The following is a 23,679-nucleotide window of genomic DNA, read 5'->3' as shown; positions in this document are numbered from 1 at the left end:
CAAACCCAATGCAAACTACCCGTTACGCGCTGACTTTTAGTGCGCTGCTAGCTGCCGCTACCGTGGTTTCGGCTCAAGTGCAGCCGCCACCGGCCGGTGGGCAGCCCGCGCCGCCACCCGCCGCGCCTGCCGCAGCCCCGGTACCGGCTGCTCCCACCGAGTCGGTACCCTACGGGGCGGGCATGAAGTTCAGCCTCTCGCCCGACGGCTCGAAGTACGTGCGCTTCATTACCTGGCACCAGATCTGGGCCCGCTACACCGAGAACAATACCGGTACGCTGCGTGCGCCCGGCAAGCCCCAGTCCGACCAGCTGGACTTTGCCATTCGCCGCTCCCGCTTCATCGTGCTTTCCCAGCTGAATCCGCGGTTTCTGGTGTACACCCACATCGGCATCAACAACCAGACGGCCGTGAGCGGAGGTGCCGCGCCCGCCGTAGATGGCAAAAAGCCGCAGCTGTTTGTGCACGAGGCGGTGGTCGAGTATAAGGTGAATAAATACCTGAATCTGGGCGCTGGTATGCACTACCAGAATGGCCTCTCGCGCATGACGCGCTCCAGTACCATCAACTTCCTGACTCTGGACGCGCCGCTCACCAACTGGCCCACCATCGAAGCCATCGACCAGTTTGTGCGGGGCATCGGGGTGTACGGCAAGGGCCGCGTCGGCAAGCTCGACTACGTGCTGAGCGTGAACGAATCGATGCTGACCAACCAGACCGGGACGCTCAGCAACCCGCTGGGTCTGGGGGCTACCACGGGCACGGGCGGCGCGGCCGTGAATACGGGCACGAACGTGGCCCAGTACAATCCCCAGGGCACCAATCACATCTATCAGGGCTACTTGAGCTACGAATTCCTGGATCAGGAAGCCAACCTGCTGCCGTTTAACGTGGGCACCTACCTCGGCACGAAGCGGGTGTTCAATATCGGGGCCGGCTTCTTCTACAACAAGGACGGCATGGTGTCGCGCCCGACGAGCAGCGTGCTGGATGCCGCCGGTATTTCGGCGGCCACCGCGGCGGGCACCAGTGCTTTCAATACCGTGCCCAACGACAAGAGCGACATTGCCCTGTTCTCGGCCGACGTGTTTTTCGACACGCCCGTCAACAAGGAAACCGGCACTGCTTTCACGGCCTACGGCGTGTACTACAACTACAATATGGGCCCCAACCACGTGCGCTTCATTGGCGCTTCCAACCCCGGCTACGGGGCTGATGCCCGCCGGGGCAATGCCGTGCCGCACTCGGGCACCGGCAATGTGGGCTACGTGCAGGCCGGGTTCCTACTGCCCAAAAACCTGCTGGGCCCCAAGCTGCGCCTGCAGCCCTACGCCTCGCACCTGCTGGCCAGCTACGACGGCCTGAAAACCACTAGCGGCGACACCAAGAACGTGAACATCTTCGATGCGGGAGCCAACTTCTACATCGACGGGCACAACGCCAAATTCACGCTCAACTACCGCGCCCGGCCCGATTTCACGGATGTGAACAATGTGAACTACCGGCCCGAAATCACGCTGCAAACGCAAGTGTCCTTGTAAGATAAGTGAGCAGGTGCCAGGCTGACGTATGGCCGGTTTGTGCCTTGGGCACCAACTGAGCCCGCCCGCCCGGTTTCACCACCTCACCATTGTACCACCTCCCTATTCTCATCCAGTATGTACCAGAACTTACCGCAGCGCGACGCCTACGCCGGGGCCACACCGCTGGGCGGCGCGGCCACCGACGATGCCATAGCCCACGACAACAACTCGGTTTCGACCAGCAAGATCTGGCAGGTGATTACCGCTTCCTCCGTGGGCACGGTCATCGAGTGGTACGACTTCTACATTTTCGGCTCCCTGGCGGCCATCATCGGGCCGGTGCTGTTCGGCTCCACGGGCAAGATTGAGGACACGATTTTGGGCACGCTGGCCGTATTTGGCGCGGGCTTCGTGGTGCGGCCCTTCGGGGCACTGTTCTTCGGCCGCATCGGCGACATGATCGGGCGTAAGTACACCTTTCTGCTCACGCTGCTCATCATGGGCGGGGCCACGTTCGTCACGGGCCTGATTCCGAGCTACGACAAAATTGGTATTGCCGCCCCCATCATCGTTACCATTCTGCGGCTGCTGCAGGGTCTGGCGCTGGGCGGCGAATACGGCGGGGCTACCACCTACGTGGCCGAGCACTCGCCCGACAACAAGCGTGGCTACTACACCAGCTTCATCCAGATTACGGCCACGGCCGGGCTGCTGCTGAGCGTGTTGGTGATTATTGCCACGCGCAAAACCATGGGCGAAGTGGCCTTCAAAGAGTGGGGCTGGCGCATTCCGTTTCTGCTCTCGGGCCTGTTGGTTATTGCCTCCTACTACATCCGCCGCAGGCTGCACGAGTCGCCGCTGTTTGCCAAGGCCAAATCGGAGGGCAAAACCAGCACGAACCCGCTGCGCGAGTCCTTCGTGAACCCCGTAAACCGCCGCTTGGTCCTGATTTCGCTGTTTGGTGCTACCATGGGCCAGGGCGTGGTGTGGTATACCGGGCAGTTTTACGCCTACGCTTTTATGCAGAATACGCTGAAGCTGGACCTGGTTGATGCCAGCCTGGTGTTGTGCAGCGCCCTGATTCTGGCCAGCCCGTTCTTCGTGTATTTCGGTTCGCTGTCGGATCGTATCGGCCGCAAGAAAATCATCATGATGGGCCTGCTCTGCGGGGCGCTGTTCACCTTCCCGATCTTCTATGGCCTGAAGCAGTTCGCCGGCCCCATCACGGAAGTAACGGCGGCTACCGTGGATGCCACTGGCAAAGCCATTCCGGCCGTGATGAAGTCGTTGGCGCCGAACCTGCCGGCCATGACGGCCCTCGTGTTCTGCCTCGTGCTGTTCGTGACGATGGCCTACGGTCCGATTGCGGCCTACCTCGTCGAGCTGTTCCCAACCAAGGTGCGCTACACGTCGCTGTCGTTGCCCTACCACATCGGCAACGGCGTGTTTGGTGGTTTCGTGCCTCTGATTGCCACGGCCCTCACACTGCGCGCCGCCGCTTCCGACACGCCGTTTATCAAGGAGTACAGCACGCTGGCGGGGTTGGTTTATCCGGTAAGCATCGCCCTGATCTGCTGGTTTGTGGGGCAGGCCCTGATGAAGGACGTGCGCAACGTGAAGCTGATGGACGAGCAATAAATCAGACAATGCATTGATTTGGTGAAAAGTCCGTCGCGCCCTTGGTTCGGCGGACTTTGCCACATTCAGCCTGGCCCGCAGCGTTGCTTGCCGGTGGGTTTCGGTTTACCTTTCAGAAAGCTTTTTTACGTCAAAATACTACCCCTATGGCTACTATGTCTGCCCAAGAGCAAGCCGAGCAGCGCCGGGGGCAGCGGCTGCTTTTTGTGAGCCTGCTGTTTGGGGTGCTGCTCAATTTTCCGCTGCTGGCGGTCTTCGACCAGAAGGGGCGGGTGGCCGGTGTGCCGGTGCTGTATCTGTACGTGCTGCTGGCCTGGGTTGCGGTGGTGCTGCTGACGTGGCGGCTGGTGCGCCACCACCGGCCCGAGACTTTCGGCCACGACGAGCCCGCCTTGCCTCCCGCAGCTTCTTCGGCCGGCTCGCGTGTCTAAGCTCCTCGTCATTGGCTTCTCGCTGGGGTATCTGGCGCTGCTGTTTGGCGTAGCGTACGCGGCCGAGCGGCGTTCGGCGGCCCGCAAAAGCCTGGTCAGCAACCCGTATGTGTATGCCCTGAGCATGGCCGTGTACTGCACCGCCTGGACCTACTACGGTAGTGTGGGCCGCGCCGCGCACTTCGGGCTGGAGTTCGTGGGCATCTACCTGGGGCCGACGCTGCTGGCCCCGGCCTGGTGGCTGGTGCTGCGCAAGATTATCCGTATCTGCCGGCTGCAGCGCCTCACGTCCATTGCCGACTTCATTTCGGCCCGCTACGGCAAAAGTGCTTCGCTCGGAGCCTTGGTAACCGTGGTGAGCGTGCTGGGTATTGTGCCCTACATCTCGCTGCAAATCAAGGCTATTGCGGCTTCGTTTGATATCATCACCGGCGGGCCGGGTAGCGGGCTGGCGCTGCACTCGGGCAGCGCGGCGGGCTCGGCTCTGTATACCACGGCGGCCCTGGCTTTTTTCACTATCATCTTCGGGGTGCGCAGCGTGGAAGCCACCGAGCGCCACGAAGGCATGGTGCTGGCCGTGGCCCTGGAGTCGCTGGTGAAGCTGGTGGCTTTTCTGGCGGTGGGCATATTCGTCACGTTCGGGCTGTTCGATGGCTTCGGCGACGTGTTTGCCAAGGCCTCGGCCGTGCCCGCCCTGAGCCGTCTGTTCACGCTGCAAGGCGCGGGCACCAGCGGCACGCAGTGGTTCACGCTGCTGGTGCTGAGCGTGGCCGCCATTCTGGTGCTGCCCCGGCAGTTTCAGGTGTCGGTGGTCGAAAATGTGAATGAGGACCACCTGCGCAAAGCCATGTGGCTGTTTCCGCTCTACCTCATCGTTATCAATCTGTTTGTGCTGCCCATTGCTTTCGGCGGTGCCTTGCTCTACGCCGGACGGGGCCTTGATGCCGACACCTTCGTGCTGGCGCTGCCGCTCGATTCGGGGCATCCGTGGCTGGCGTTGCTGACGTACCTGGGCGGCTTATCGGCGGCCAGCAGCATGATTATCGTCGAAACCATTGCCCTGAGCGTCATGATGAGCAATAGCCTGCTGATGCCGCTGCTCGTGCGCATGCCCGCCGCCCACGCCTCGGCCCAGACGCGCTGGTTTGCCTACCTGGGGCAGGTGGCGCTGCAAAGCCGCCGGCTGGCCGTGGTGCTGGTACTGCTGCTTGCCTATGGCTACTACCGCTTCATTGGGCACACGCTGCCCTTGGTGAATATCGGGCTGGTGTCGTTTGCGGCGGTGGCGCAGTTTGTGCCCGTGGTGCTGGGCAGCCTGTACTGGAAGGGCGGCACGCGGCGCGGCGCTATGGCGGGCATTCTGGCCGGGTTTATCATTTGGTTTTTCACCCTGGTGCTGCCCACGATGGTAGGCTCGCATATGCTGCCCGCCACGTTTATCAGCGAGGGCGCCTTTGGCTGGAGCGGGTTGCGGCCCTTCGCCTTGTTTGGCCTCGATGGCCTCGACTACCTGTCGCACGGGCTGTTCTGGAGCTGGTTTTTCAATATCGGCCTCTACGTGGGCGTGTCGCTGCTGGCGGAGCCCTCGGCCCTGGAGCAGCGGCAGGCTGATGTGTTCGTCGATGTATTCCGCTACCGCAACGTGTTTGAGGGACCGGCGGGCTGGCAGAGTAGCGCGGCCCTGCCCGATGTGCGGGCGCTGCTCACGGGCTTTCTGGGTAAAAAGCGCACCGCCCAGGCCCTGCGCGCCTTTGCCGACCGTTTTCCCGACGCGCACCCCACCGAAACGCTCGCCACCGAAGCCGACCCGCGGCTGCTGGCCTACGCCGAGAAGCTGCTGGCCGGCTCGATCGGGCCCGCCTCGGCGCGGCTGCTGCTCACGTCGTCGGTAGGAGTAGAGGATATCAGCTTCGACAACGTGGTGGTGATTTTGCGCGAGTCGCAGCAGCTGCTGGAAGCCAACCGACAGCTGCAGAAACAGTCGCGGCAGCTCCAGCGCCTCACCGCCGACCTGCGCACGGCCTACGACCAGCTCCAGGCCCTGGATCAGCAGAAAGACGAGTTTCTCTACACCGTGACCCACGAGCTGCGCACGCCGCTGACCAGCATCCGGGCCCTGTCCGAAATCCTGGCCGACAACCCCGACATCGAGGAAGACGAGCGCAACCATTTTCTGCAGACCATCACTAAAGAGTCGGAGCGCCTCAGCCGCTTGATTACGCTGGTATTGGACCTGGAAAAGTATGAGTCGGGCAAAGCCACGCTGGACTGCACGCCGGTGGACGTGGCCGAAATCATCACCGACGCCATCGACTCGGTGGGGCAGCTGGTGCGGGCCAAAGGCATCCGGCTCGACGTGGCCGTGCCGCCGGGGCTGCCCATGCTCTCCGGCGACCGGGACCGGCTGATGCAGGTGCTGGTGAATCTGCTGTCCAACGCCGTCAAGTCGTGCCGCGCCGATGGCACCGGGCACATAGCAGTGGCCGCCCAGACCCCCGGCGGAGCCGTGCTGCGCCTCAGCATCACCGACAACGGCAAGGGCATCGACCCGGCCTATCACACGCTCATTTTCGACAAGTTCTTTCAGGCCCAGAATCAGACCACGCGCAAGCCCGAAGGCTCGGGGTTGGGGCTGGCTATTACCAAAAAAATCGTGGAGCTGCACGCGGGCCGCATCTGGGTCGAAAGCCAACCTGAGCGGGGAGCCTGCTTTTCCCTGGAGCTTCCCACCGTCCCCTGATTACTGCCTTTTTCGTTGATTTCTCGCTCTCTCCAACCCCACCCGACTTCTAAGCTATGGCTGCTACCCATATTCTAATCGTTGATGATGAGCCCAACATCGTCCTGTCCTTGGAGTTTCTGATGCGCAAAAGCGGCTATCAGGTCAGTATTGCCCGCAACGGCACCGAGGCGCTGGAGGCCATCGACCGCACCGCTTTCGAGGTCATTCTGCTCGATATCATGATGCCTGACGTGGACGGCTACCAGGTATGCCAGCACGTGAAAAGCCGCGCCGACCGCCAGAATACCAAAGTTATCTTTCTGAGTGCCAAGAGTAAGGAAGCCGATATTGAGCGCGGCTATGAAGTAGGGGCTGATATGTACATTCCGAAACCCTTCAGCACCCGCCAGCTCATGGTAAAAGTGAAGGAGCTGGTAGCCCAACGCTCTTTATCGTAAGTTGAGTTACCCGTGCTGGCCCTGGCTGGCAGTACCCCGCTTCGCCGCTTGCCTGCTTGCCACCTCTCACCCATGGCCCGTTTCCATCATGAAAATTTCCACGCACACCTACGCTGAAGACCACGCGGCCAGCCTCGCCGATCCGGCCGCCTTTTGGGCGGAGCAGGCCCGGCAGATTCAGTGGTTCCGGGAACCGGTCGAAACGCTCAGCACCGACGAGAACGGCTTGTACCGCTGGTTCCGGGGCGGCAAGCTCAACACCTGCTATCTGGCCCTCGACTACCACGTAGCGCACGGCCGCGCCGACCAGACCGCCCTGATCTACGATTCGCCCGTGACGCGCACCCAGGCCCGCTACACCTACGCCGAGCTGCTCGACCGAACGGCGCGCTTTGCCGGCGGCCTGCACGACCTGGGCGTGGTAGCCGGCGACCGGGTGATTATTTATATGCCCAACACGCCCGAGGCCGTGGTAGCCATGCTGGCCTGTGCCCGCCTGGGGGCAGTGCATTCGGTGGTTTTTGGGGGCTTCGCGCCCCACGAGCTGGCTGTGCGCATCGACGATGCCCAGCCCCGCGTTATCATCGCGGCCTCGGGTGGGTTGGAGCTGGAGAAGGTAATTCACTACAAGCCGCTACTGGATGCCGCCATCGAGCAGGCCGAATACAAGCCGGCCCACACCGTCATCTTCCAGCGCCCGTTTGCGCCGGCCGATATGCAGCTGGGCCGCGACGTTGACTACCAGCAGCTGCTGCAAGCTCCGCCGGCCGAGTGCGTACCCGTCGACGCCACCGATCCGCTGTATATTCTGTACACCAGCGGCACCACCGGCAAGCCCAAGGGGGTGGTGCGCGACAACGGCGGCCACGCCGTGGCCCTACGCTACAGCATGGCGGCCATCTACGGGCTGGAGCCCGGCGAAACCATCTTTACGGCCTCCGACATCGGGTGGGCCGTAGGCCACAGCTACATCGTGTACGGGCCGCTTCTGGCGGGCTGCACCACGATTTTGTTTGAGGGCAAACCCGTGCGCACCCCCGATGCCGGCACCTTCTGGCGCGTGGCTGCCGAACACGATGCCCGCGTTATGTTTACGGCTCCCACCGCCATTAGGGCCATCAAGAAGGAAGACCCCGACGGCCAGTTGGCCCGGAGCTACGACCTGAGCCGGCTGCGCTATCTGTTCTTGGCCGGCGAGCGGTGCGACCCCGCTACCTACCACTGGGTGGCCGATATTCTCGGCGTGCCGGTCATCGACCATTGGTGGCAAACTGAATCGGGCTGGCCAATGCTGGCCACGCTGACTGGTCTCGACGCAATGGGGCCGCCTCGCCCCGGCAGCGCCGGCCACCCCGTGCCCGGCTACGACGTGCAGATTCTGGACGAGGCCGGGCAGCCCGTACCCGCCGGCACCACCGGCCTGGTAGCCGTGCAGTTGCCCTTGCCGCCGGGCTGCCTGCCCACGCTCTGGCAGGACGACGCCCGCTTCCAGCGCAGCTACCTCGACACCTTTCCCGGCTACTACCTCAGCGGCGACGGCGGCTACCAGGATGCCGATGGCTACTTCTTCATCATGGGCCGCGTTGATGACGTGATAAACGTGGCCGGCCACCGCTTGAGCACCGGCGAGATGGAAGAGCTGCTGGCGGCCCACCCCGCCGTGGCCGAATGCGCCGTGCTCGGCATTGCCTGCGACCTGCGCGGGCAGCGGCCCGTGGGGCTGGTGGTGCTCAAGGATGGGCAGACGATAGGCGAGGAGCAGTTGGAGCAGGAGCTGATCAGCCTGATTCGGGAGCAAATAGGGGCCGTGGCCAGCTTCCGCAACGCCCTCATCGTGAAGCGCCTGCCCAAAACCCGCTCCGGCAAGATTCTGCGCAAAACCCTGCGCCACCTCGCCGACGGGGAGGAGTTCACCGTTCCTTCCACCATTGACGACCCGCTGATTCTGGACGAAATCCGCGAACGGCTACAGGAGCGGGGCGTGGGGCTGGCCTTCAGTCAGGAGTAGAAGCTGCACGTTGTCATCCTGAGCGGCGCGCAGCAAAGCGAAGGACCTCTCCTGCTTTGTTGCCAAGCTAACTTCACTATTTATGAGGGCCCACAAGTACTTCGTCTACATTGTTACCAATCCCACGAAAACCGTCCTCTACACGGGCATTACCAACGACCTTGAAACCCGTCTGCATCAGCATTGCGAAAACCGGGACTTGCCCACGACTTTCGCGGGACGGTACCACTGCTATCTGCTGCTCTACTTCGAGCACTATCGGGAGGTGGAGCAAGCCATTGCCCGCGAAAAAGAAATCAAAGGCTGGACGCGGCTGAAAAAAGAGGCCTTGGTCCGGCAGTTCAATCCCGAATGGCAAATCATTGACCCTCAGCTTTGGCAGCCAGCTGAAGAGTAGTTCAGCAACGAAGCGGTAGAGGTCCTTCGCTTTGCTGCGCGCCGCTCAGGATGACAGTTTAATAAACGTTTTCAACCCTCAACCCTCAACCCACCACCATGCCCGCAGAACATCCCCGCATCCATTCCTTCGCTGAGTATGAGGAAACCTACCGCCGCAGCGTCGAGAATCCTGAACAGTTCTGGGCCGAGATGGCCGAGCCTTTCACCTGGCGCCGTAAGTGGGACACGGTGCTGAAAGCCGACCTGGTGGGTGGCCACAACGAGTGGTACAGCGGAGCCAAGCTCAACATCACCGAAAACTGCCTCGACCGCCACCTGGCCAAGCGCGGCAACAAGCTGGCGCTGATCTGGGAGCCCAACGACCCCAAAACCCGCCAGATCCGCTACACCTACCGCGAGCTGCACCAGCACGTGTGCCAGTTTGCCAACGTGCTGCTCAACAACGGCGTGGAGAAGGGCGACCGGGTGTGTCTCTACATGCCCATGATTCCGCAGCTGGCCATTGCCGTGCTGGCCTGCGCCCGCATCGGGGCGGTGCACTCGGTTATCTTCGCCGGCTTCTCCGCCACCGCCATTGCCGACCGCGTGAACGACGCCCAGGCCACCGTGGTGCTCACGTCGGATGGCCTCAACCGCGGCCCCAAGCAGATTCCGGTGAAGCGGGTGGTGGATGAAGCCCTGGAACACTGCCCCTCGGTGCGCCGCGTGATTGTGGTGGAGCATATCGGCTGGCCCGTGCACATGCAGGAAGGCCGCGACGTGTGGTACCACGAAGAAGTGAAGGACGCCAGCAAGTCGTGCCCGGCCGAGGAGATGGACGCCGAGGACCCGCTCTTCGTGCTCTACACCAGCGGCAGCACCGGCAAGCCCAAGGGCGTGGTGCACACCACCGCCGGCTACATGGTGTGGGCCGACTACACCTTCCGCAACGTGTTTCAGGTGCAGGAAAACGACGTGTACTGGTGCACTGCCGACATCGGCTGGGTGACGGGCCATTCGTATCTGCTCTACGGTCCGCTGCTCAGCGGTGCTACCACGCTCATGTTCGAGGGCATACCCACCTACCCGGATGCCGGCCGCTTCTGGGAAGTCATTGACAAGCACGGCGTGAACGTGTTCTACACCGCGCCCACGGCCATTCGCAGCCTGATGGCCACCCCGCTCGACAACGTGCTGAGCTACTCGCTCGATTCGCTGCGGGTGCTGGGTACGGTGGGCGAGCCCATCAACGAGGAAGCCTGGTACTGGTATCACCAGCACGTGGGGAAGGAGCGCTGCCCCATCGTGGACACCTGGTGGCAGACCGAAACCGGCGGCATCATGATTTCGGCGCTGGCGGGCATTTCGCCCCTCAAGCCCACCCACGCGGGCCAGCCCCTGCCCGGCGTGCAGCCCGTGCTGCTGACGCAGGAGGGGAAGGAAATCGAGGGCAACGACGAGGAGGGCTACCTGGCCATTAAGTTTCCGTGGCCCGGCATGATCCGGACCACCTACGGCGACCATGAGCGTGCCCGCCAGACTTACTTCGGCCCGTACCCCGGCTACTACTTCACCGGCGACGGCGCCCGCCGCGACGAAAACGGCCTGTACCGCATCATCGGCCGCGTTGATGATGTGATAAATGTGAGCGGCCACCGCTTCGGCACGGCCGAAATCGAGAATGCCATCAACCAGAATGCCAACGTGGTGGAAAGCGCCGTGGTGGGCTACCCGCACGACGTGAAGGGCCAGGGCATCTACGCCTTCGTCATCTGCCGCGACGGATCCTGCAACTCCGAGTCGGACAAACCCCACGTCGAGGCCAGCATTATCGAAACCATCGTGGCCGAAATCGGCAAAATCGCCAAGCCCGACAAGATTCAGATTGTGTCCGGGCTACCCAAGACGCGCTCCGGCAAAATCATGCGCCGCATCCTGCGCAAGGTAGCCGAGGGCGAAACCAGCAACCTCGGCGACATCACCACCCTGCTCGACCCGGGCGTGGTAGATGAAATCATCAAGGGAAAGAAGTAAGCCCACGGCGCATCTTTCCTGTTCCCCTGCTTGTTGAATGCCACAAAAAAACCGGCCCGCATAACAGCGGGCCGGTTTTTTTGTGGCATTCAACAGCAACTAGCGGTTCGGAGGGAACCGGTAATTCAGCTTTCTGCGGGACGGTTTATCTTTTTGCGTCAGCAGTACCACTACGCCAGCCGTGACGGCGGCAATGGTCGCCATCTTGGTCACGAAAGCCGTGCGGTTGTATTTCCACTCCATATCGTAGCCTTTTTCGGCCCAGATATTGGGCAGCTTGCCATGGGCCAGGTCTTCCACGATGCCTTCTACTACATTCACCCGGTCGGCTACTATGAGCGGCAGCCAGTGGCGGTAGCGGTTTTCGCTGTATTTGAACGCAAAGCGGCGAATCATGCCGCTCAAGCCCACGGGAGGCGACGTGGTCCCAAAAACCGCCGATACGTTCGGCCGCTCAATGGACTGCAATAGCTCCGTATCCTCGGGCTGCAGCGTTGGTCTGGCTTTGCTGTCGGGGTCCTCCGTCACGTTCATGCGGTGCCGCATAGGATACGTCGGGTCGTTCTTCGGATCCGCGTCTACTCCCCAGCCTTTGATCTGCTTTGGATCTATCGTTTTATTTTCCATGATCGGTCAATTACATTTTAGCGGATGGCGGGATCATAACGGTCTTGATACAATTATCAAGCTTGGCGGAGAACATCCGGTAGCCGTCGGCCACTTCCTCCAGCGGCAGGCGGTGCGTAATCAGCCCTTTGGGGTTGAGCGTCCCATTCTGAACGTGCTCAATCAGCCGGGGCAGCAGCCGCTTCACTGAGGTCTGGTTGCCCCGGATGGTAAGGCCCTTGTTCAGCACATTACCGATAGGCACGAGGTTGTCGGTAGGGCCATACACGCCCACGATGGAAACCACGCCGCCTTTTTTTACGGAGTTAATAGCCCAGTGCAAGGCCGTAGCCGAGCCCGCCTGTAGCAAGAGCTTGCGGCCGGTGATGGTCTGCATGGCGTTGCCGGCGGCTTCCGCGCCCACGGCATCGATGCACACATCGGCCCCCATGAAGTCCGTTATCTTCTTGATAAAGACCACCGGGTCGTTCATTTCGTTGAAATTGTAAGCCTCGCAATACGAATAGTTGCGGGCAAATTCCAGCCGGTAATCTTCCTGGTCGATGATGATGACGCGGCCCGCGCCAAACAGCCAGGCGCAGCGCGCGGCCATAATGCCAATCGGGCCGGCCCCGAATACAACTACCGTGTCGCCGGTCTGGATGCCCGCCATTTCGGCCGCCTGGTACCCGGTCGGCACCACGTCGGTTAGCAATACGGCATCATCGTGGTCCATGCCGGGCGGAATGATGGTAGGGCCCACGTTGGCGTAGGGCACCCGGGCATATTCGGCCTGGCCGCCGTCGAAGCCGCCCGCCGTGTGCGAGTAGCCATAGATACTGCCCACGGCGCTGGCCATGGTATTGGATTCCTGGCAGTTGCCAAACATGCCCTGTTTGCAGAAATGGCATTCGCCACAGGCAATGTTGAAGGGCACAATGACATGGTCGCCGACCTTGACCTTGGTCACTTCCGGGCCAACTTCTTCCACTACGCCCACAAATTCGTGCCCGAAGGTGGTGCCCACGCGGGTATCGGGCACATTGCCGTTGTATAAGTGCAGATCGGAGCCGCAGATACAGGTACGGGTCACCCGCACGATGGCATCCTGGGGATGCTTTATCTCGGGCATGGGTTTTTGAACGGCACGGACCCTTTTTGGGCCCCGGTAATCCATAGCTAGCATAGGTCTCCGGTTTTAAGGTTCGGGTGGAACAGCAGTACAGGGTGAAGCGCACAGTGGCGCTACTAAGTAGTACTGACCTCTATTTTTAAGGTTGCTAAGGCTGGTTTAATCGACGGTAAATACGTGTTTACACGGGCAGCTTTTGCGAATAAATACGGAGAGGATGTTCCCAGTTCAGAACGTGTTTGGGATTTTATTTTCCAGACTTGTTCCTGAATTAGGAACCGATGCTAACATTCGGCTGTCATGCTGAGCTTGTCGAAGCATCTCTACCGCAATGCTGTACCACTGCGGTAGAGATGCTTCGACAAGCTCAGCATGACAGCCTTTTTGTGTTTCGCTTTATTCAGGAACAAGTCTTCCGTATTACAGCGGTTTCACAAACCGTAGCCACCCAATGTAGAGACGCGTATTCGCGTCTCGTCGTTGAACGAAACCGGGCAGGCGGCACGAACGACGAGACGCGAATACGCGTCTCTACAGCAGCTGGGTTGCACCGTGCACGAAACCGCTATATGCCAGATCAGGCAGGAAACGAAAAGCAAATCCCCAACACGCACTTAGCGCGTGTTGGGGATTTTTCCTGCTTCATCTGGTGTCCGCGGAGTCGAAGCATCTCTGCTGCCCTAGTGCTCTGATTGCCATTGCGGTAGAGATGCTTCGACTCCGCTCAGCATGACACGAAAAGCAAAATCCCAACCACGCTCTTAGCCCAAGGCCGGTAAGATGGTGCCCGTTACTTCGCCGAAGCCAATACGCACGCCATCCTTCTCCGCAAAGCCGCGCATGGTTACCGTGTCGCCGTCCAGGATGAACTTGCGCTCCGAGCCATCGGTCAGCGGCAGGGGGCGGGTGCCTTTCCAGGCCAGCTCCAGCATCGAGCCCAGCGAATCGGGCGTGGCCCCGCTGATGGTGCCGCTGGCGTAGAGGTCGCCCACCTGCAGGTTGCAGCCGTTGCTGGTCTGGTGGGTAAGCTGCTGGGCCATGCTCCAGTACATATACTGGAAGTTGGAGCGCGAAACGGTGGTTTCGGGACCGTCGGCGGGCTGAATTCCTACTTCCAGCCGGATGTCGAAGTTGTGCTGATCGGCCTGGCGCAGGTACAGCAGCGGCTCGGGCTCCTGCACCGGGCCAGCCATGCGGAAGGGTTCCAGCGCATCCAGCGTCACGACCCAGGGCGAGATGCTGCTGCCGAAGCTCTTGCCCAGAAACGGCCCCAGCGGCACGTATTCCCAGCTCTGGATGTCGCGGGCACTCCAGTCGTTGAACAACACCAGGCCGAAAATATGCTCCTCGGCGTGCTGCAACGGAATGGGGTGGCCCAGCTCCGTATTCTTGCCTCCGATGAAGGCTACTTCCAGCTCAAAGTCAAGCTGCTGCGACGGGCCGAAGGTAGGTGCCGCCGCATCCGGGGCCTTGCGCTGCCCGCTGGGCCGCCGGATATCGGTGCCCGACACCACGATGCTGCTGGCCCGGCCGTGGTAGCCAATCGGGATATGGCGCCAGTTGGGCAGCAGCGCGTTGGCCGGGTCACGAAACATAATGCCCACATTGGTGGCGTGCTCGATGCTGGAGTAGAAGTCGGTGTAGTTCTGGGGCTTCACGGGGCGCAGCAGCTGCACCTCGCTCTGGCGCAGCAGGCAACTGCGCATGGCTTCTTCGTTGCCGCGCAGCGTGTCATTGTCGTGGCGCAGCAGCTCCGACACGCGCTGGCGCACGGCCCGCCACACCGGCCGGCCCAGGGCAATAAAGGTATTCAACGACCGCCGCCGGAACACTTTGGGCTGGGTCGGAATGTCGAGGTCTTCGAAGAAGCCAAACTGACTCACCGCGTACAGATCCAGCACGTAGTCGCCGATGGCGACGCCTACTCGTGGCCCCCGCTCCGGCGTTTCAAAAATGCCGAATGGCAGGTTCTGGATCGGAAAGTCGCTGGTGGGCGCAATATCAATCCAGGAGCGGAGCGCGGAGTTGTTGGGGTTAGGCATCGGGAATAGCTGGGTGGATACGGAGCAAAGGTAAAATAGCTCGCCACATGAAAAGGAAGTTCATCTAAAAAGGAGCGTCGTTTAGGCAAAATCCACCAAAGCCCCTACCTTGAGCCACCCCACCCGCTGCCGATTGCCGCTACAGTGGTGGGGAGCTGAGTTGCGGGTATCGTGCCAACAGCAGGATGATACCCGCAACTCAGGCAAGGGATGGTTGCGGCAATACAGATGTTGCATGCAACTTTAAACGACATCACGAAAATCAAACTCAAATAATATTTATGGGACTTTTTGACTTTTTAAAAAAGAAAGAGCAAGTAATAGAAAATAAAAATGGTAAAATACTTCTTGCAATGCCAATGTTCAATAATGAAGAAAGCTTTGACCTTGACAAAGTAGTTGGCTATTTAAAATCAAATTGGAATGTTATCGTTAGTGATATTAATGGCGACAACAATACTGTAACATTTACAATACAAGGAGAAATGGTTGCCTTTGCAACTATGAATGTTCAAATTCCTTGGGGCGACATACAAGAAACAGCACAATATGCCTACAATTGGACGACAGCAGAAAAGGATTTAGAAAATCACAATTCTCATATCATTGTGACAGTAATGTCGAGTAACAAAAGTGAAATTGAAAGATTTGGAATACTTACAAAAGTATTATCATCAATTCTTTCGACAACAAATTGTATTGGAGTTTATCAAGGTTCACAATCTTTACTAATTTCCAAAGAACAATATCTTGACAGTGCCGAAGCATTGAAGCAAAATGAAATTCCTTTTGACCTTTGGATATATATTGGACTTAGAAAAACAGACAGTGGAAACAATGCTTATACATACGGTCTTAATTCATTCGACAAACTTGAAATGGAATTTATTAATTCTAAACTTGAACTTCAAGAAATGTATAATTTTTTAGGTAACATTTGTGCTTATATCATCAACAGCAATGTGAAATTTAAAAATGGGGAGACATTAGGTTATACTGATGAACAAAAAATTAAAATCACACAATCACAAGGAATTTTCGTTGAAGGACAAACTTTAAAACTTGAAATGTGAGAAGAAAAGCTGCATACAACATGGGGTTTTGTGCAAGCATGGCTTGACGTTGTTAGCTTCGGCATTTGTTCGCTATCAACTTCAGTTTGGGCTTGACAAACATCGTTGAAATTTTGGTTGTTATCTTGAACGTTTGTTTTTCAATCAGCAGCGGTTCCGGGCGGACGTTTTTCAAATCCCACGCCTGCACAAAGCCCTGTTCGTTGTGCGTCACCTTAGGTTACATTTATTAAAAATATAGAACTTCTTTTTCACACTCTAAAAATCAAAATCAATGTCAACAGAACAAATGAAAGCAGCACTTACACCTGCTAACACGAATGCTCTCAACGCACCAACGCTCAATGTTTTGGGTATGTCAACATCTGTAAAATTAACTCACGAGCAAACTTATGGACAATTTTCATGCATTGAAGTATCTCTTGCGCCGCGGCAGATGGGACCACCGCCACATGTTCATTACGAATTAGACGAAATTATGCGTGTGCTCGAGGGCACGATTTCGGTTTTGCAAGGTGATGAAGTGATTGAAGTTGCCGCAGGCGGTTGGCACTTTCGCCCAAGAGGCATAGTGCATACTTTTTGGAATGGACACGATGCCCCTGCCAAATTTATTGATATGTATCCGAGTTCACAGGATTTTGCCCACTATTTGGAGGAGCTATCACAACTGGGTCTTGATATGCACAACGAAGGCGTTAATCCATTTGCACCTGAAAATATAGCCCGTTTCAAAGCCTTGGATGCACGGTATAATCATGAAGTATTTTATGAGCAAATGCCTGCGTTTATGGAAAAGTATGGCCCGAAGTAAGACCTACACTTTCATATTTCAGAGGCTTCTCTTTATTGATATGATATGTCGTGTAACTTCCTCAGGTTATGACCAAAATATAAGGCGAACGCACAACAAAAGTATTTGCAAAAGCAGGGCAGGGCTATGCAACATAAGCTTTGTACAACCATCAGCAGTGGTTCGGGCTGACATTTATAAATTTGGCTTTTAGTTGTTAACTTCAACTTTACATTTTCAATTGGCCATTTGTACCAGGCTGGACGAACAATGAATTCCCTGCCTTCGCAAATACTCAACGTAGGGTATTTTAAAAGACAACGACACAAACAAAATGACAGCAATAAGAAAGAAATTAGAATTTACAGTTTCAGAGACTATTGACTTGAATGAAAAGACAATTGAATATTTCAAGAAATCAAATTTTAAACATATTGACAGCAACCCGACTGACAGAAAAATAAGATTTGAACGTGGCTCGATTGCTTCAAATATGTGGACTTTTAATTCATTAAATTGGAAATCCGAAATCGATATTGAAATTAACGGACAAGAAGTTAAAGCGAACTTCAATATTAATGCAGCAGGACAAATCCCAACAAACAAAGACGAAATGCTTTGGGAAACATTTATTGACAATTACCAGAAATATCTTCGTGACTCAAACTTTGACTTCCTGACCGAAAACACAAAGACTTTAAAAACAACAAAAAAGTAAAAATATAAAATATATAGGTTGGGCTGCACTTGGCGGCCTAATTGGCGGAATATCAGCGGGACTGATTGCATATTGGACAGGAATAAATATTAATGTGACTATTGGAGCAGCAGGTGGAGCAATTGCACTTATGACAAAAAAATCAACGACGACAAAAAGAAAAACGGCCTATAACAGCGGTTTGGCAAAAGTGGCGGTTCAGTGCTCTGTAGATACATTTGTGGTTAATCAAAGTATGGTTCTCCGCATCAACATTTGTGATGAAAATTGCCCTCAGTCTGGCGCGAGTTTAGCGCAGCGTAACTCGTGCCGAATATCCGGGCGAGGCTGTGCCTCGCATCAGAACGATGGCAGTGAACGAAGCAGGCGGTGCGGTACTGGTTTGCCGCTGCGCGGCAGGGGAGATACAATCTCCACATCGTGGGTAGGCACGAGTTACGCTGCGCTAAACTCGCACCAGACTGATGTTTCCGCCCCAAACAAAAAAGGCCAACTTCCCTTGCGGAAAGCTGGCCTTTTGCACTTAAAATCTAACTCTAAAACTCGGGCGTGGGCACCGGGGCCGGCGACACGGGGTGGCCGGTCTGGCCGGCGGGCTGATCGGCCATCGACGTGCCGTTGAGGGCTTCCACCCGCACGATTTCGGGCACGGCCTTTCTCACCGATTCTTCCACGCCGGCTTTCAGCGTCATCGGCGACATGGGACAGGTGCCACAGGCCCCCAGCAGCTCCAGCTGCAACACCAGCTCATCGGTAATGCCCAGCACGCGCACATTGCCGCCATCGGCCGCCAGGTACGGGCGAATCGAGTCCAGCGCCTGCTCGATGCGGGCCAGCAGGGGATGCTCAAGAACTGCGGAAGAATTCATTCGAAAGGGATTGGGACTGGTGCCAGCACCGGGAAAATACAGGGTAAAGATACAGCTTTTGGCTAGTCAGCGGTAAACAGCAGGCCGGGACGCAAAGTTGCGTGTGGTGGCTACAGCCGACCTAAACCGGCCTGCTCTACCGGCTACGACTTCATTTCCACCACCTGCGTGCGGGGTGCCACGGCGTTGCGGATCGATACCTGACGGGCCAGCTCTTCGGCCAAATGCTCGAACAGCACTGCGGCCGGCGTGCCGGGCTCGGTGATGGCCGGCGTACCGGCGTCGCCGTTTTCCCGGATGCTCTGCACCAGCGGAATCTGGCCCAGCAGCGCCACCTCGTGCTTCTCGGCCAAGGCTTTGCCGCCGCCTTCCCCGAAGATGAAGTAGCGGTTGTCGGGCAGCTCGGCGGGCGTAAACCAGGCCATATTCTCCACGATGCCCAGCACTGGCACATTGATCTGGGGCTGGCGGAACATCTGCAACCCCTTCTGGGCATCGGCCAGGGCCACTTTCTGCGGCGTGGTCACGATGAGGGCCCCGGTGACGGGCACGGTCTGGACCAGCGTGAGGTGAATGTCGGAGGTTCCGGGCGGCATGTCGATCAGCAGGTAGTCCAGCTCGCCCCAGGAAACTTCGGTGATGAACTGCTTCAGGGCCGACGACGCCATGGGGCCGCGCCACACGATGGCATTGTCGGAGGGGGCCAGAAAGCCGATGCTCATCAGCTTAACGCCGAACTTTTCGATGGGCTGAATCAGGTTGCGGCCATCGGGGCCCTGAAACACGTGGGGGCGGGCATCTTCTACGCCAAACATCAGCGGCATGCTGGGGCCGGAAATATCGGCGTCGACGAGGCCGACTCTGGCCCCGGTGCGGGCCAGGGCAATGGCCAGGTTGGCCGTGACGGTGCTTTTGCCCACGCCGCCTTTGCCCGAGGCAATGGCAATGATGTTCTTCACGCCCTGGAGCACGGTCGAGTTGGCGGCCCGGGCCGTCGTCACGCGCGAGGTCAGGTTCACCTTCACCTCGGCCTCCTTGTCGACCATCGTATGAATGGCGCGCACGCAGGCGTTATGAATCAGCTCTTTGAGCGGGCAGGCGGGCGTGGTCAGAATAACGGAAAACGAGACGGTTTTGCCGTCGATATGCACGTCCTCAATCATGTTGAGCGTCACGAGGTCTTTGCCCAGATCGGGCTCTTCCACGTAGCTGAGGGCCTTGAGGACGTCTTCTTTGGTAATAGCCATAAGTCGAAAATGCAGAAGTGCGGACTGCAAAGATAACCCGGAAATGTGGGTGGAGGTTGTGGGCGGGTAAGAGTAAGTTGTAAGCAGAGCTATTCCTGTACAGTCTGGCATCCTGAGCCTGCGAAGGATCTTCCTCACCTGAGTGATAAACTTTATTCAATGTGAAGAAGCCTTTCGGGATGAGTAGGGATAAGAGGCTGTTTGCGTGAGGGCTGGAAGGGTGCAGAGACGCCTACTTGCTTCTCGTCGGCCGCGCCGGCACAACGATTTTCGTTCAACGACAAGACGTAAGTAGGCGTCTCTACATCATTTTGACGGCTCTTGCGCTAACGCAAACAGCTTCTAAGGGATTTTTTGCGTTGGTAAGCGCTTCAGTGGGGTAGGTGAGGAAGGTCCTTCGCGAAGGCTCAGGATGACAGATGAATGGGGCAAGAACAGTCAAGTCAAAAAATAATTTCTGCTTTGCTGTAACCTTACCTTGGTGGCGCGGTGTCCACGACCACAGAACCCCTCACCACCTACCTCTGCCCGGTTGGACTCGCTCACAGATAATGCGCTTATGCTCCGGGTCAAGGCCGGGGACGTCGACCGGATGGGGCTGCTCTTTGAGCGCTACCACCGCAAGCTGTTCAGCTTTCTCTACCACATGCTGGGCCGGGCCGATACCAGCGAAGACCTCGTACAGAACGTGTTTTACCGCATGCTCAAGTACCGCCACACCTATACCGGCGAGGGCGAGTTCCGGACCTGGATGTACCACCTGGCCCGCAACGTGCTGGCCGACCACGTGAAGAAGAACCGCCACGCCACGCACCACGCCGACGTGGCCGACTTCGCCGAAAAAATAGGCGGTGGTGCCCGCGCCGACGAGCGGATGGAGCACGAACAGGAAGTAGCTGCCCTACACCGCGCCCTGGGCCGGCTCAGCGCCGACAACCGCGAGGTTTTGATTCTGAGCCGCTTTCAGGAGCTGAAATACGAGGAAATAGCCCGCGTGCTGAACACCACCGAGGGAGCCGTGAAAGTGCGGGTGCACCGCGCCATGCACGAGCTGAAAACCATCTATCTGCGCATCGAAAACTGAAGGGAAGGCTATGAATTGCGAACAAGTGCAGCCGCTGCTGCCCGAATACATCCACAAGCATCTTGCCCCGGCCGACCACGCCCGGCTGGAGGCACACCTGGCGCAGTGCCCGGTGTGCCAGGAAGAGCTGCGCGCCACCCGGCAGGTGTGGCAGGCGCTGGGCGCGGTGCCGGTGCCCGAGCCCAGCGAAAAGCTGCGGCCCGAGTTCTACGCCATGCTGGCTGCCTACAAGCAGGAAGTACACGAGGCTCCCGGCTCCGGCTCCTCGTTGGCGGGCTTCTGGCAACAGCTGCGGGCGCTGCTGGCTCCGGCGCAGGCGCTGCGGCTGGCCTATGGGCTGGGCTTGCTGGTGGTGGGGCTGGCGGCGGGCTACTGGCTCAACGGACCCAAGGTAGCGGCTCCGGCCGACCAGCAGCAGCAGCTGGCGGCCCTCACTACGCAGGTGGAGCAAATGCGGCAAGTGATGCTGCTGGCCCTGATTGAAAACCCCTCGGCTACCGAGCGGCTGCGGGCTGTGAGCTACACCAAAGAGCTGGGCGAAGGAGCCAACGAACGGGTGGTGGAAGCGTTGCTGAGCACGCTCAACCATGATGAAAACGTGAATGTGCGCCTGGCAACGCTCGAAGCCCTGGCCCAGCTGGCCGATGCGCCCAGCGTCCGGATGGGGCTGGTGCAAGCCCTGCCGCAACAGGAGTCGCCGCTGGTGCAGGCGGCGCTGGCCGATGTGATGGTGCTGCTCCAGGAGCGCCGCTCGGTGCTGCCGCTGCGCCGCCTGCTGCGCCAGCCCGGCCTGAACCAGGCCGTGAAAAGCAAAATTGAAGAAAGCCTTAAATCCTTGTCTCCGGGCCGGCCGGCCGCGCCCTCCACTACACCTTCCTCCCATGAAACGCTTCACTATTCCCGGCCTGATCGGGGTGCTGGCCTTGCTGTGTAGCTGCCGGCTGCAGGCTCAAAACCATTTCAAAGAACAGATCAGCAAGGAGTTTACGCTCACAGCCGACCCCAGCCGCAGCACGCTGGCGCTGTATAACATCAACGGCACGGTGCGCGTGCGGGGCTACACGGGCACCAAGGTGGTGCTGGAAGTAACCAAAACCATTCGGGCCCAGAGTGCGCAGCAGCTGGAACTGGGCAAAAAAGAAGCCTTCCTGGGCTTCACGCAGCGCCACGACAGCATCGTGGCCTACATGCAGGGGCCTTTCGACTCCCGGCCCGGCAACCGGCGCGGCGACCAGCGCCACCACCGCCACACCGACTACGACTACACCTTCGACTACGTGGTGAAAGTGCCCGCGCAGATGAATCTGCACATCTCGACCGTCAACAATGGTGCGGTCGTGATTCAGGATGTGAGCGGCAGCCTCAAAGCGCTGAACATCAACGGGGCCGTGACGCTGAAAAACGTGCGCGGCACCACCGAGGCCCGCACTATCAATGGCAACGTGGAGGCGTCGTACCTGGCCAGCCCGGCCGGCGCTTCGTCCTACAGCACCATCAACGGCGATATCACCGTCACCTATCCGGCCGATGTGTCGGCGGATGTGCACTTCAAAAGCATGCACGGCGAGCTGCTGACCGACTTTCCGGAGGTGGCCGCGCTGCCGGTGCAGGCCATCCAGAACAAGCAAACCACCACGAGCGGTACCAAATATAAACTCTCCAAGGACACGGCCGTGCGCCTGGGCAAAGGCGGCCCAGACTTCCGCTTCGAAACCCTCAATGGCGACGTGACCATCAAACAGCAACCCAAATGAACCCTATACCTTCCTTCCTGATCCGTGCCCGCACCGTGCTTCGGGCCGGGCTGCTGGCGGCCCTCGTGCTGCCCGCCACGCTGCCCCTGGTCGCCCAAACCGGTGGCAAAGAGCAGCTAACGGTGGCCCTGAGTGCCCCCGGCAAACCGGGCGTGCTGCACGTGAAACTCGTGGGCGGCTCGATTACGGTGGTCGGCTACGGCGGGAAAGACGTCGTGGTGGACATTGGAACCCAGGGCCGGCAGCGCGACAAGGACGACGACGATGACGCCGCGGGTTCGGAAAACCGAAAAGGCCTGAAACGCATCAGCAGCAGCTCGGGCTTCGACCTCACGGCCGAGGAGAAAAGCAACCACGTGTACGTGAGTACCAATTCCTGGCAGCAGGCGGTGGCCCTCACCATCAAGGTACCCCAGCGCTTCTCGCTGCAAATCAGCACCGTGCAGGATGGCGACATTCTGGTGGAGAATGTGGCGGGCGAGCTGGAGGTCAGCAACGTGAACGGCGACGTGCGGCTGAGCCAGGTGTCGGGCTCGGCGGTGGCCAGCACCGTGAACGGTGACGTGACGGCCAGCTTCCGGAGCGTGACGGCCGGAGCGCCGATGGCCTTCTCTACCGTGAACGGTAAAATCGACGTGACCTTACCCAGCACTACTAAAGCGGCGCTGAAGTTGAAGACGGATAACGGCGAGATTTACAGTGACTTCGATCTGACGGCTGATAAAACGCCGCCCACGGTAAACCGCACCAGCAAGGGCGGCGTCTACCGGCTCAACGTCGACAACTGGACCTACGGCAAGCTCAATGGCGGCGGGGCAGAAATCATGATGAAGACCCTGCAGGATGATATTTATATCCGCAAAGCCAAGTGATGGTGCGGCCAAGGAAGCGGCTTGGCTGCTAAATACGGCTTTACTGAAACTTTACCGCGCCGGCTTCGCTATGTAACACAGACCCAGCACCTCCCCACGTCCGGGCGGCCGCTGCAACGGTAGCCGGACGTGTTGCCAACCCGGAAGGTGAGTGCCGGGGCTGGTGATGGGGGAGAATTGTCAGTCGTGGCTGGGCAACGCACGGCTGACCGTATGTCGAAAGGCGGCCTCTGCACGGCGCGGGGGCCGCCTTTCTGTGGGTACGCCGCCCGCCGCCCCAAAGGAAAGTGGTCTTCG

General features: G+C 58.7%; 20 protein-coding genes. 15 read left to right on the top strand and 5 right to left on the bottom strand.

Going from position 1 to position 23,679, the window contains the following annotated elements; genetic code table 11:
* Nucleotides 1–8 precede the first annotated feature (8 nt).
* The 8 genes from E5J99_RS00225 to acs all read left to right on the top strand — a co-directional run bounded on the left by E5J99_RS00225 (nucleotide 9) and on the right by acs (nucleotide 11,192).
* Nucleotides 9–1,541: a hypothetical protein gene (locus E5J99_RS00225; protein WP_245318650.1), complete on the top strand. Its 1,533-nt coding sequence runs from the start codon at nucleotides 9–11 to the stop codon at nucleotides 1,539–1,541.
* A gap of 117 nt (nucleotides 1,542–1,658) precedes the next feature.
* The gene (locus E5J99_RS00220) at nucleotides 1,659–3,161 is read left to right on the top strand and encodes an MFS transporter (RefSeq protein WP_135495688.1); all 1,503 of its coding nucleotides are present in this window, start codon (nucleotides 1,659–1,661) and stop codon (nucleotides 3,159–3,161) included.
* 155 nt (nucleotides 3,162–3,316) lie between these two features.
* The gene (locus E5J99_RS00215; protein ID WP_135495687.1) at nucleotides 3,317–3,592 is read left to right on the top strand and encodes a hypothetical protein; all 276 of its coding nucleotides are present in this window, start codon (nucleotides 3,317–3,319) and stop codon (nucleotides 3,590–3,592) included.
* Nucleotides 3,585–6,332: a sensor histidine kinase gene (locus E5J99_RS00210; protein WP_135495686.1), complete on the top strand. Its 2,748-nt coding sequence runs from the start codon at nucleotides 3,585–3,587 to the stop codon at nucleotides 6,330–6,332. The genes E5J99_RS00215 and E5J99_RS00210 overlap by 8 nt, the downstream gene beginning before the upstream one ends.
* 56 nt (nucleotides 6,333–6,388) lie before the next feature.
* Nucleotides 6,389–6,772, top strand: coding sequence for a response regulator transcription factor (locus E5J99_RS00205; protein ID WP_135495685.1), 384 nt, complete (start codon nucleotides 6,389–6,391; stop codon nucleotides 6,770–6,772).
* 88 nt (nucleotides 6,773–6,860) lie between these two features.
* On the top strand, nucleotides 6,861–8,780 hold the full coding sequence (locus E5J99_RS00200) for a propionyl-CoA synthetase (RefSeq protein WP_135495684.1): 1,920 nt from the start codon (nucleotides 6,861–6,863) through the stop codon (nucleotides 8,778–8,780).
* An 82-nt stretch (nucleotides 8,781–8,862) separates the two neighbouring features.
* Nucleotides 8,863–9,177, top strand: coding sequence for a GIY-YIG nuclease family protein (locus E5J99_RS00195; protein ID WP_135495683.1), 315 nt, complete (start codon nucleotides 8,863–8,865; stop codon nucleotides 9,175–9,177).
* Nucleotides 9,178–9,275: 98 nt separating this feature from the next.
* Nucleotides 9,276–11,192, top strand: a complete 1,917-nt coding sequence (gene acs / locus E5J99_RS00190; RefSeq protein ID WP_135495682.1) for an acetate--CoA ligase — start codon at nucleotides 9,276–9,278, stop codon at nucleotides 11,190–11,192.
* 99 nt (nucleotides 11,193–11,291) lie between these two features.
* Here the strand turns inward: acs and E5J99_RS00185 are convergent, their stop codons facing one another.
* The 3 genes from E5J99_RS00185 to fahA all read right to left on the bottom strand — a co-directional run bounded on the left by E5J99_RS00185 (nucleotide 11,292) and on the right by fahA (nucleotide 14,972).
* Nucleotides 11,292–11,819: a hypothetical protein gene (locus E5J99_RS00185; RefSeq protein ID WP_135495681.1), complete on the bottom strand. Its 528-nt coding sequence runs from the start codon at nucleotides 11,817–11,819 to the stop codon at nucleotides 11,292–11,294.
* Nucleotides 11,820–11,829: 10 nt separating this feature from the next.
* The gene (locus tag E5J99_RS00180) at nucleotides 11,830–12,984 is read right to left on the bottom strand and encodes a zinc-dependent alcohol dehydrogenase (RefSeq protein WP_135495680.1); all 1,155 of its coding nucleotides are present in this window, start codon (nucleotides 12,982–12,984) and stop codon (nucleotides 11,830–11,832) included.
* Between the two features lie 707 nt (nucleotides 12,985–13,691).
* Nucleotides 13,692–14,972: a fumarylacetoacetase gene (fahA, locus tag E5J99_RS00175; protein WP_135495679.1), complete on the bottom strand. Its 1,281-nt coding sequence runs from the start codon at nucleotides 14,970–14,972 to the stop codon at nucleotides 13,692–13,694.
* Nucleotides 14,973–15,157: 185 nt separating this feature from the next.
* Between fahA and E5J99_RS00170 the strand changes: the two genes are divergently transcribed.
* The 3 genes from E5J99_RS00170 to E5J99_RS00160 all read left to right on the top strand — a co-directional run bounded on the left by E5J99_RS00170 (nucleotide 15,158) and on the right by E5J99_RS00160 (nucleotide 17,556).
* A complete protein-coding gene (locus tag E5J99_RS00170; RefSeq protein WP_135495678.1) occupies nucleotides 15,158–16,045 on the top strand; it encodes a DUF4261 domain-containing protein in 888 nt (295 codons plus the stop codon).
* A gap of 274 nt (nucleotides 16,046–16,319) precedes the next feature.
* Nucleotides 16,320–16,859: a cupin domain-containing protein gene (locus tag E5J99_RS00165; protein ID WP_135495677.1), complete on the top strand. Its 540-nt coding sequence runs from the start codon at nucleotides 16,320–16,322 to the stop codon at nucleotides 16,857–16,859.
* 313 nt (nucleotides 16,860–17,172) lie between these two features.
* Nucleotides 17,173–17,556, top strand: coding sequence for a hypothetical protein (locus E5J99_RS00160; protein ID WP_135495676.1), 384 nt, complete (start codon nucleotides 17,173–17,175; stop codon nucleotides 17,554–17,556).
* Nucleotides 17,557–18,092: 536 nt separating this feature from the next.
* Here the strand turns inward: E5J99_RS00160 and E5J99_RS00155 are convergent.
* Nucleotides 18,093–18,425, bottom strand: coding sequence for a NifU family protein (locus E5J99_RS00155; RefSeq protein ID WP_135495675.1), 333 nt, complete (start codon nucleotides 18,423–18,425; stop codon nucleotides 18,093–18,095).
* A 143-nt stretch (nucleotides 18,426–18,568) separates the two neighbouring features.
* Nucleotides 18,569–19,672: an Mrp/NBP35 family ATP-binding protein gene (locus tag E5J99_RS00150; RefSeq protein ID WP_135495674.1), complete on the bottom strand. Its 1,104-nt coding sequence runs from the start codon at nucleotides 19,670–19,672 to the stop codon at nucleotides 18,569–18,571.
* A 559-nt stretch (nucleotides 19,673–20,231) separates the two neighbouring features.
* On the opposite strand from E5J99_RS00150, the gene E5J99_RS00145 reads away from it, so the two are divergent.
* The 4 genes from E5J99_RS00145 to E5J99_RS00130 are packed head-to-tail and all read left to right on the top strand — an operon-like array spanning nucleotide 20,232 to nucleotide 23,382.
* Entirely contained in the window at nucleotides 20,232–20,756 is a 525-nt protein-coding gene (locus E5J99_RS00145) for an RNA polymerase sigma factor (protein WP_135495913.1), read from the top strand.
* Nucleotides 20,757–20,766: 10 nt separating this feature from the next.
* Nucleotides 20,767–21,690, top strand: a complete 924-nt coding sequence (locus E5J99_RS00140; protein WP_135495673.1) for a zf-HC2 domain-containing protein — start codon at nucleotides 20,767–20,769, stop codon at nucleotides 21,688–21,690.
* A complete protein-coding gene (locus E5J99_RS00135; RefSeq protein WP_135495672.1) occupies nucleotides 21,638–22,510 on the top strand; it encodes a DUF4097 family beta strand repeat-containing protein in 873 nt (290 codons plus the stop codon). Before E5J99_RS00140 ends, E5J99_RS00135 begins: the two co-directional genes overlap by 53 nt.
* Nucleotides 22,507–23,382, top strand: a complete 876-nt coding sequence (locus E5J99_RS00130) for a DUF4097 family beta strand repeat-containing protein (protein WP_135495671.1) — start codon at nucleotides 22,507–22,509, stop codon at nucleotides 23,380–23,382. Before E5J99_RS00135 ends, E5J99_RS00130 begins: the two co-directional genes overlap by 4 nt.
* Nucleotides 23,383–23,679 lie beyond the last annotated feature (297 nt).

Source organism: Hymenobacter elongatus, from assembly GCF_004745955.1.
Lineage (GTDB): Bacteria > Bacteroidota > Bacteroidia > Cytophagales > Hymenobacteraceae > Hymenobacter > Hymenobacter elongatus.
Note: the sequence above shows the minus strand (reverse complement) of the source record. Positions and strands in the feature narration are given on the sequence as shown.

Bases quoted from the DNA above. Each gene is read 5' to 3' on its own strand.
- E5J99_RS00155 (WP_135495675.1), bottom strand. From the start codon at position 18,425: ATGAATTCTTCCGCAGTTCTTGAGCATCCCCTGCTGGCCCGCATCGAG.
- E5J99_RS00215 (WP_135495687.1), top strand. From the start codon at position 3,317: ATGTCTGCCCAAGAGCAAGCCGAGCAGCGCCGGGGGCAGCGGCTGCTT.
- E5J99_RS00185 (WP_135495681.1), bottom strand. From the start codon at position 11,819: ATGGAAAATAAAACGATAGATCCAAAGCAGATCAAAGGCTGGGGAGTA.
- E5J99_RS00165 (WP_135495677.1), top strand. From the start codon at position 16,320: ATGTCAACAGAACAAATGAAAGCAGCACTTACACCTGCTAACACGAAT.
- E5J99_RS00205 (WP_135495685.1), top strand. From the start codon at position 6,389: ATGGCTGCTACCCATATTCTAATCGTTGATGATGAGCCCAACATCGTC.
- E5J99_RS00150 (WP_135495674.1), bottom strand. From the start codon at position 19,672: ATGGCTATTACCAAAGAAGACGTCCTCAAGGCCCTCAGCTACGTGGAA.
- E5J99_RS00200 (WP_135495684.1), top strand. From the start codon at position 6,861: ATGAAAATTTCCACGCACACCTACGCTGAAGACCACGCGGCCAGCCTC.
- E5J99_RS00170 (WP_135495678.1), top strand. From the start codon at position 15,158: ATGATACCCGCAACTCAGGCAAGGGATGGTTGCGGCAATACAGATGTT.
- E5J99_RS00160 (WP_135495676.1), top strand. From the start codon at position 17,173: ATGACAGCAATAAGAAAGAAATTAGAATTTACAGTTTCAGAGACTATT.
- E5J99_RS00195 (WP_135495683.1), top strand. From the start codon at position 8,863: ATGAGGGCCCACAAGTACTTCGTCTACATTGTTACCAATCCCACGAAA.
- E5J99_RS00145 (WP_135495913.1), top strand. From the start codon at position 20,232: ATGCTCCGGGTCAAGGCCGGGGACGTCGACCGGATGGGGCTGCTCTTT.
- fahA (WP_135495679.1), bottom strand. From the start codon at position 14,972: ATGCCTAACCCCAACAACTCCGCGCTCCGCTCCTGGATTGATATTGCG.
- E5J99_RS00135 (WP_135495672.1), top strand. From the start codon at position 21,638: ATGAAACGCTTCACTATTCCCGGCCTGATCGGGGTGCTGGCCTTGCTG.
- E5J99_RS00130 (WP_135495671.1), top strand. From the start codon at position 22,507: ATGAACCCTATACCTTCCTTCCTGATCCGTGCCCGCACCGTGCTTCGG.
- E5J99_RS00180 (WP_135495680.1), bottom strand. From the start codon at position 12,984: ATGCTAGCTATGGATTACCGGGGCCCAAAAAGGGTCCGTGCCGTTCAA.
- E5J99_RS00140 (WP_135495673.1), top strand. From the start codon at position 20,767: ATGAATTGCGAACAAGTGCAGCCGCTGCTGCCCGAATACATCCACAAG.
- acs (WP_135495682.1), top strand. From the start codon at position 9,276: ATGCCCGCAGAACATCCCCGCATCCATTCCTTCGCTGAGTATGAGGAA.
- E5J99_RS00225 (WP_245318650.1), top strand. From the start codon at position 9: ATGCAAACTACCCGTTACGCGCTGACTTTTAGTGCGCTGCTAGCTGCC.
- E5J99_RS00220 (WP_135495688.1), top strand. From the start codon at position 1,659: ATGTACCAGAACTTACCGCAGCGCGACGCCTACGCCGGGGCCACACCG.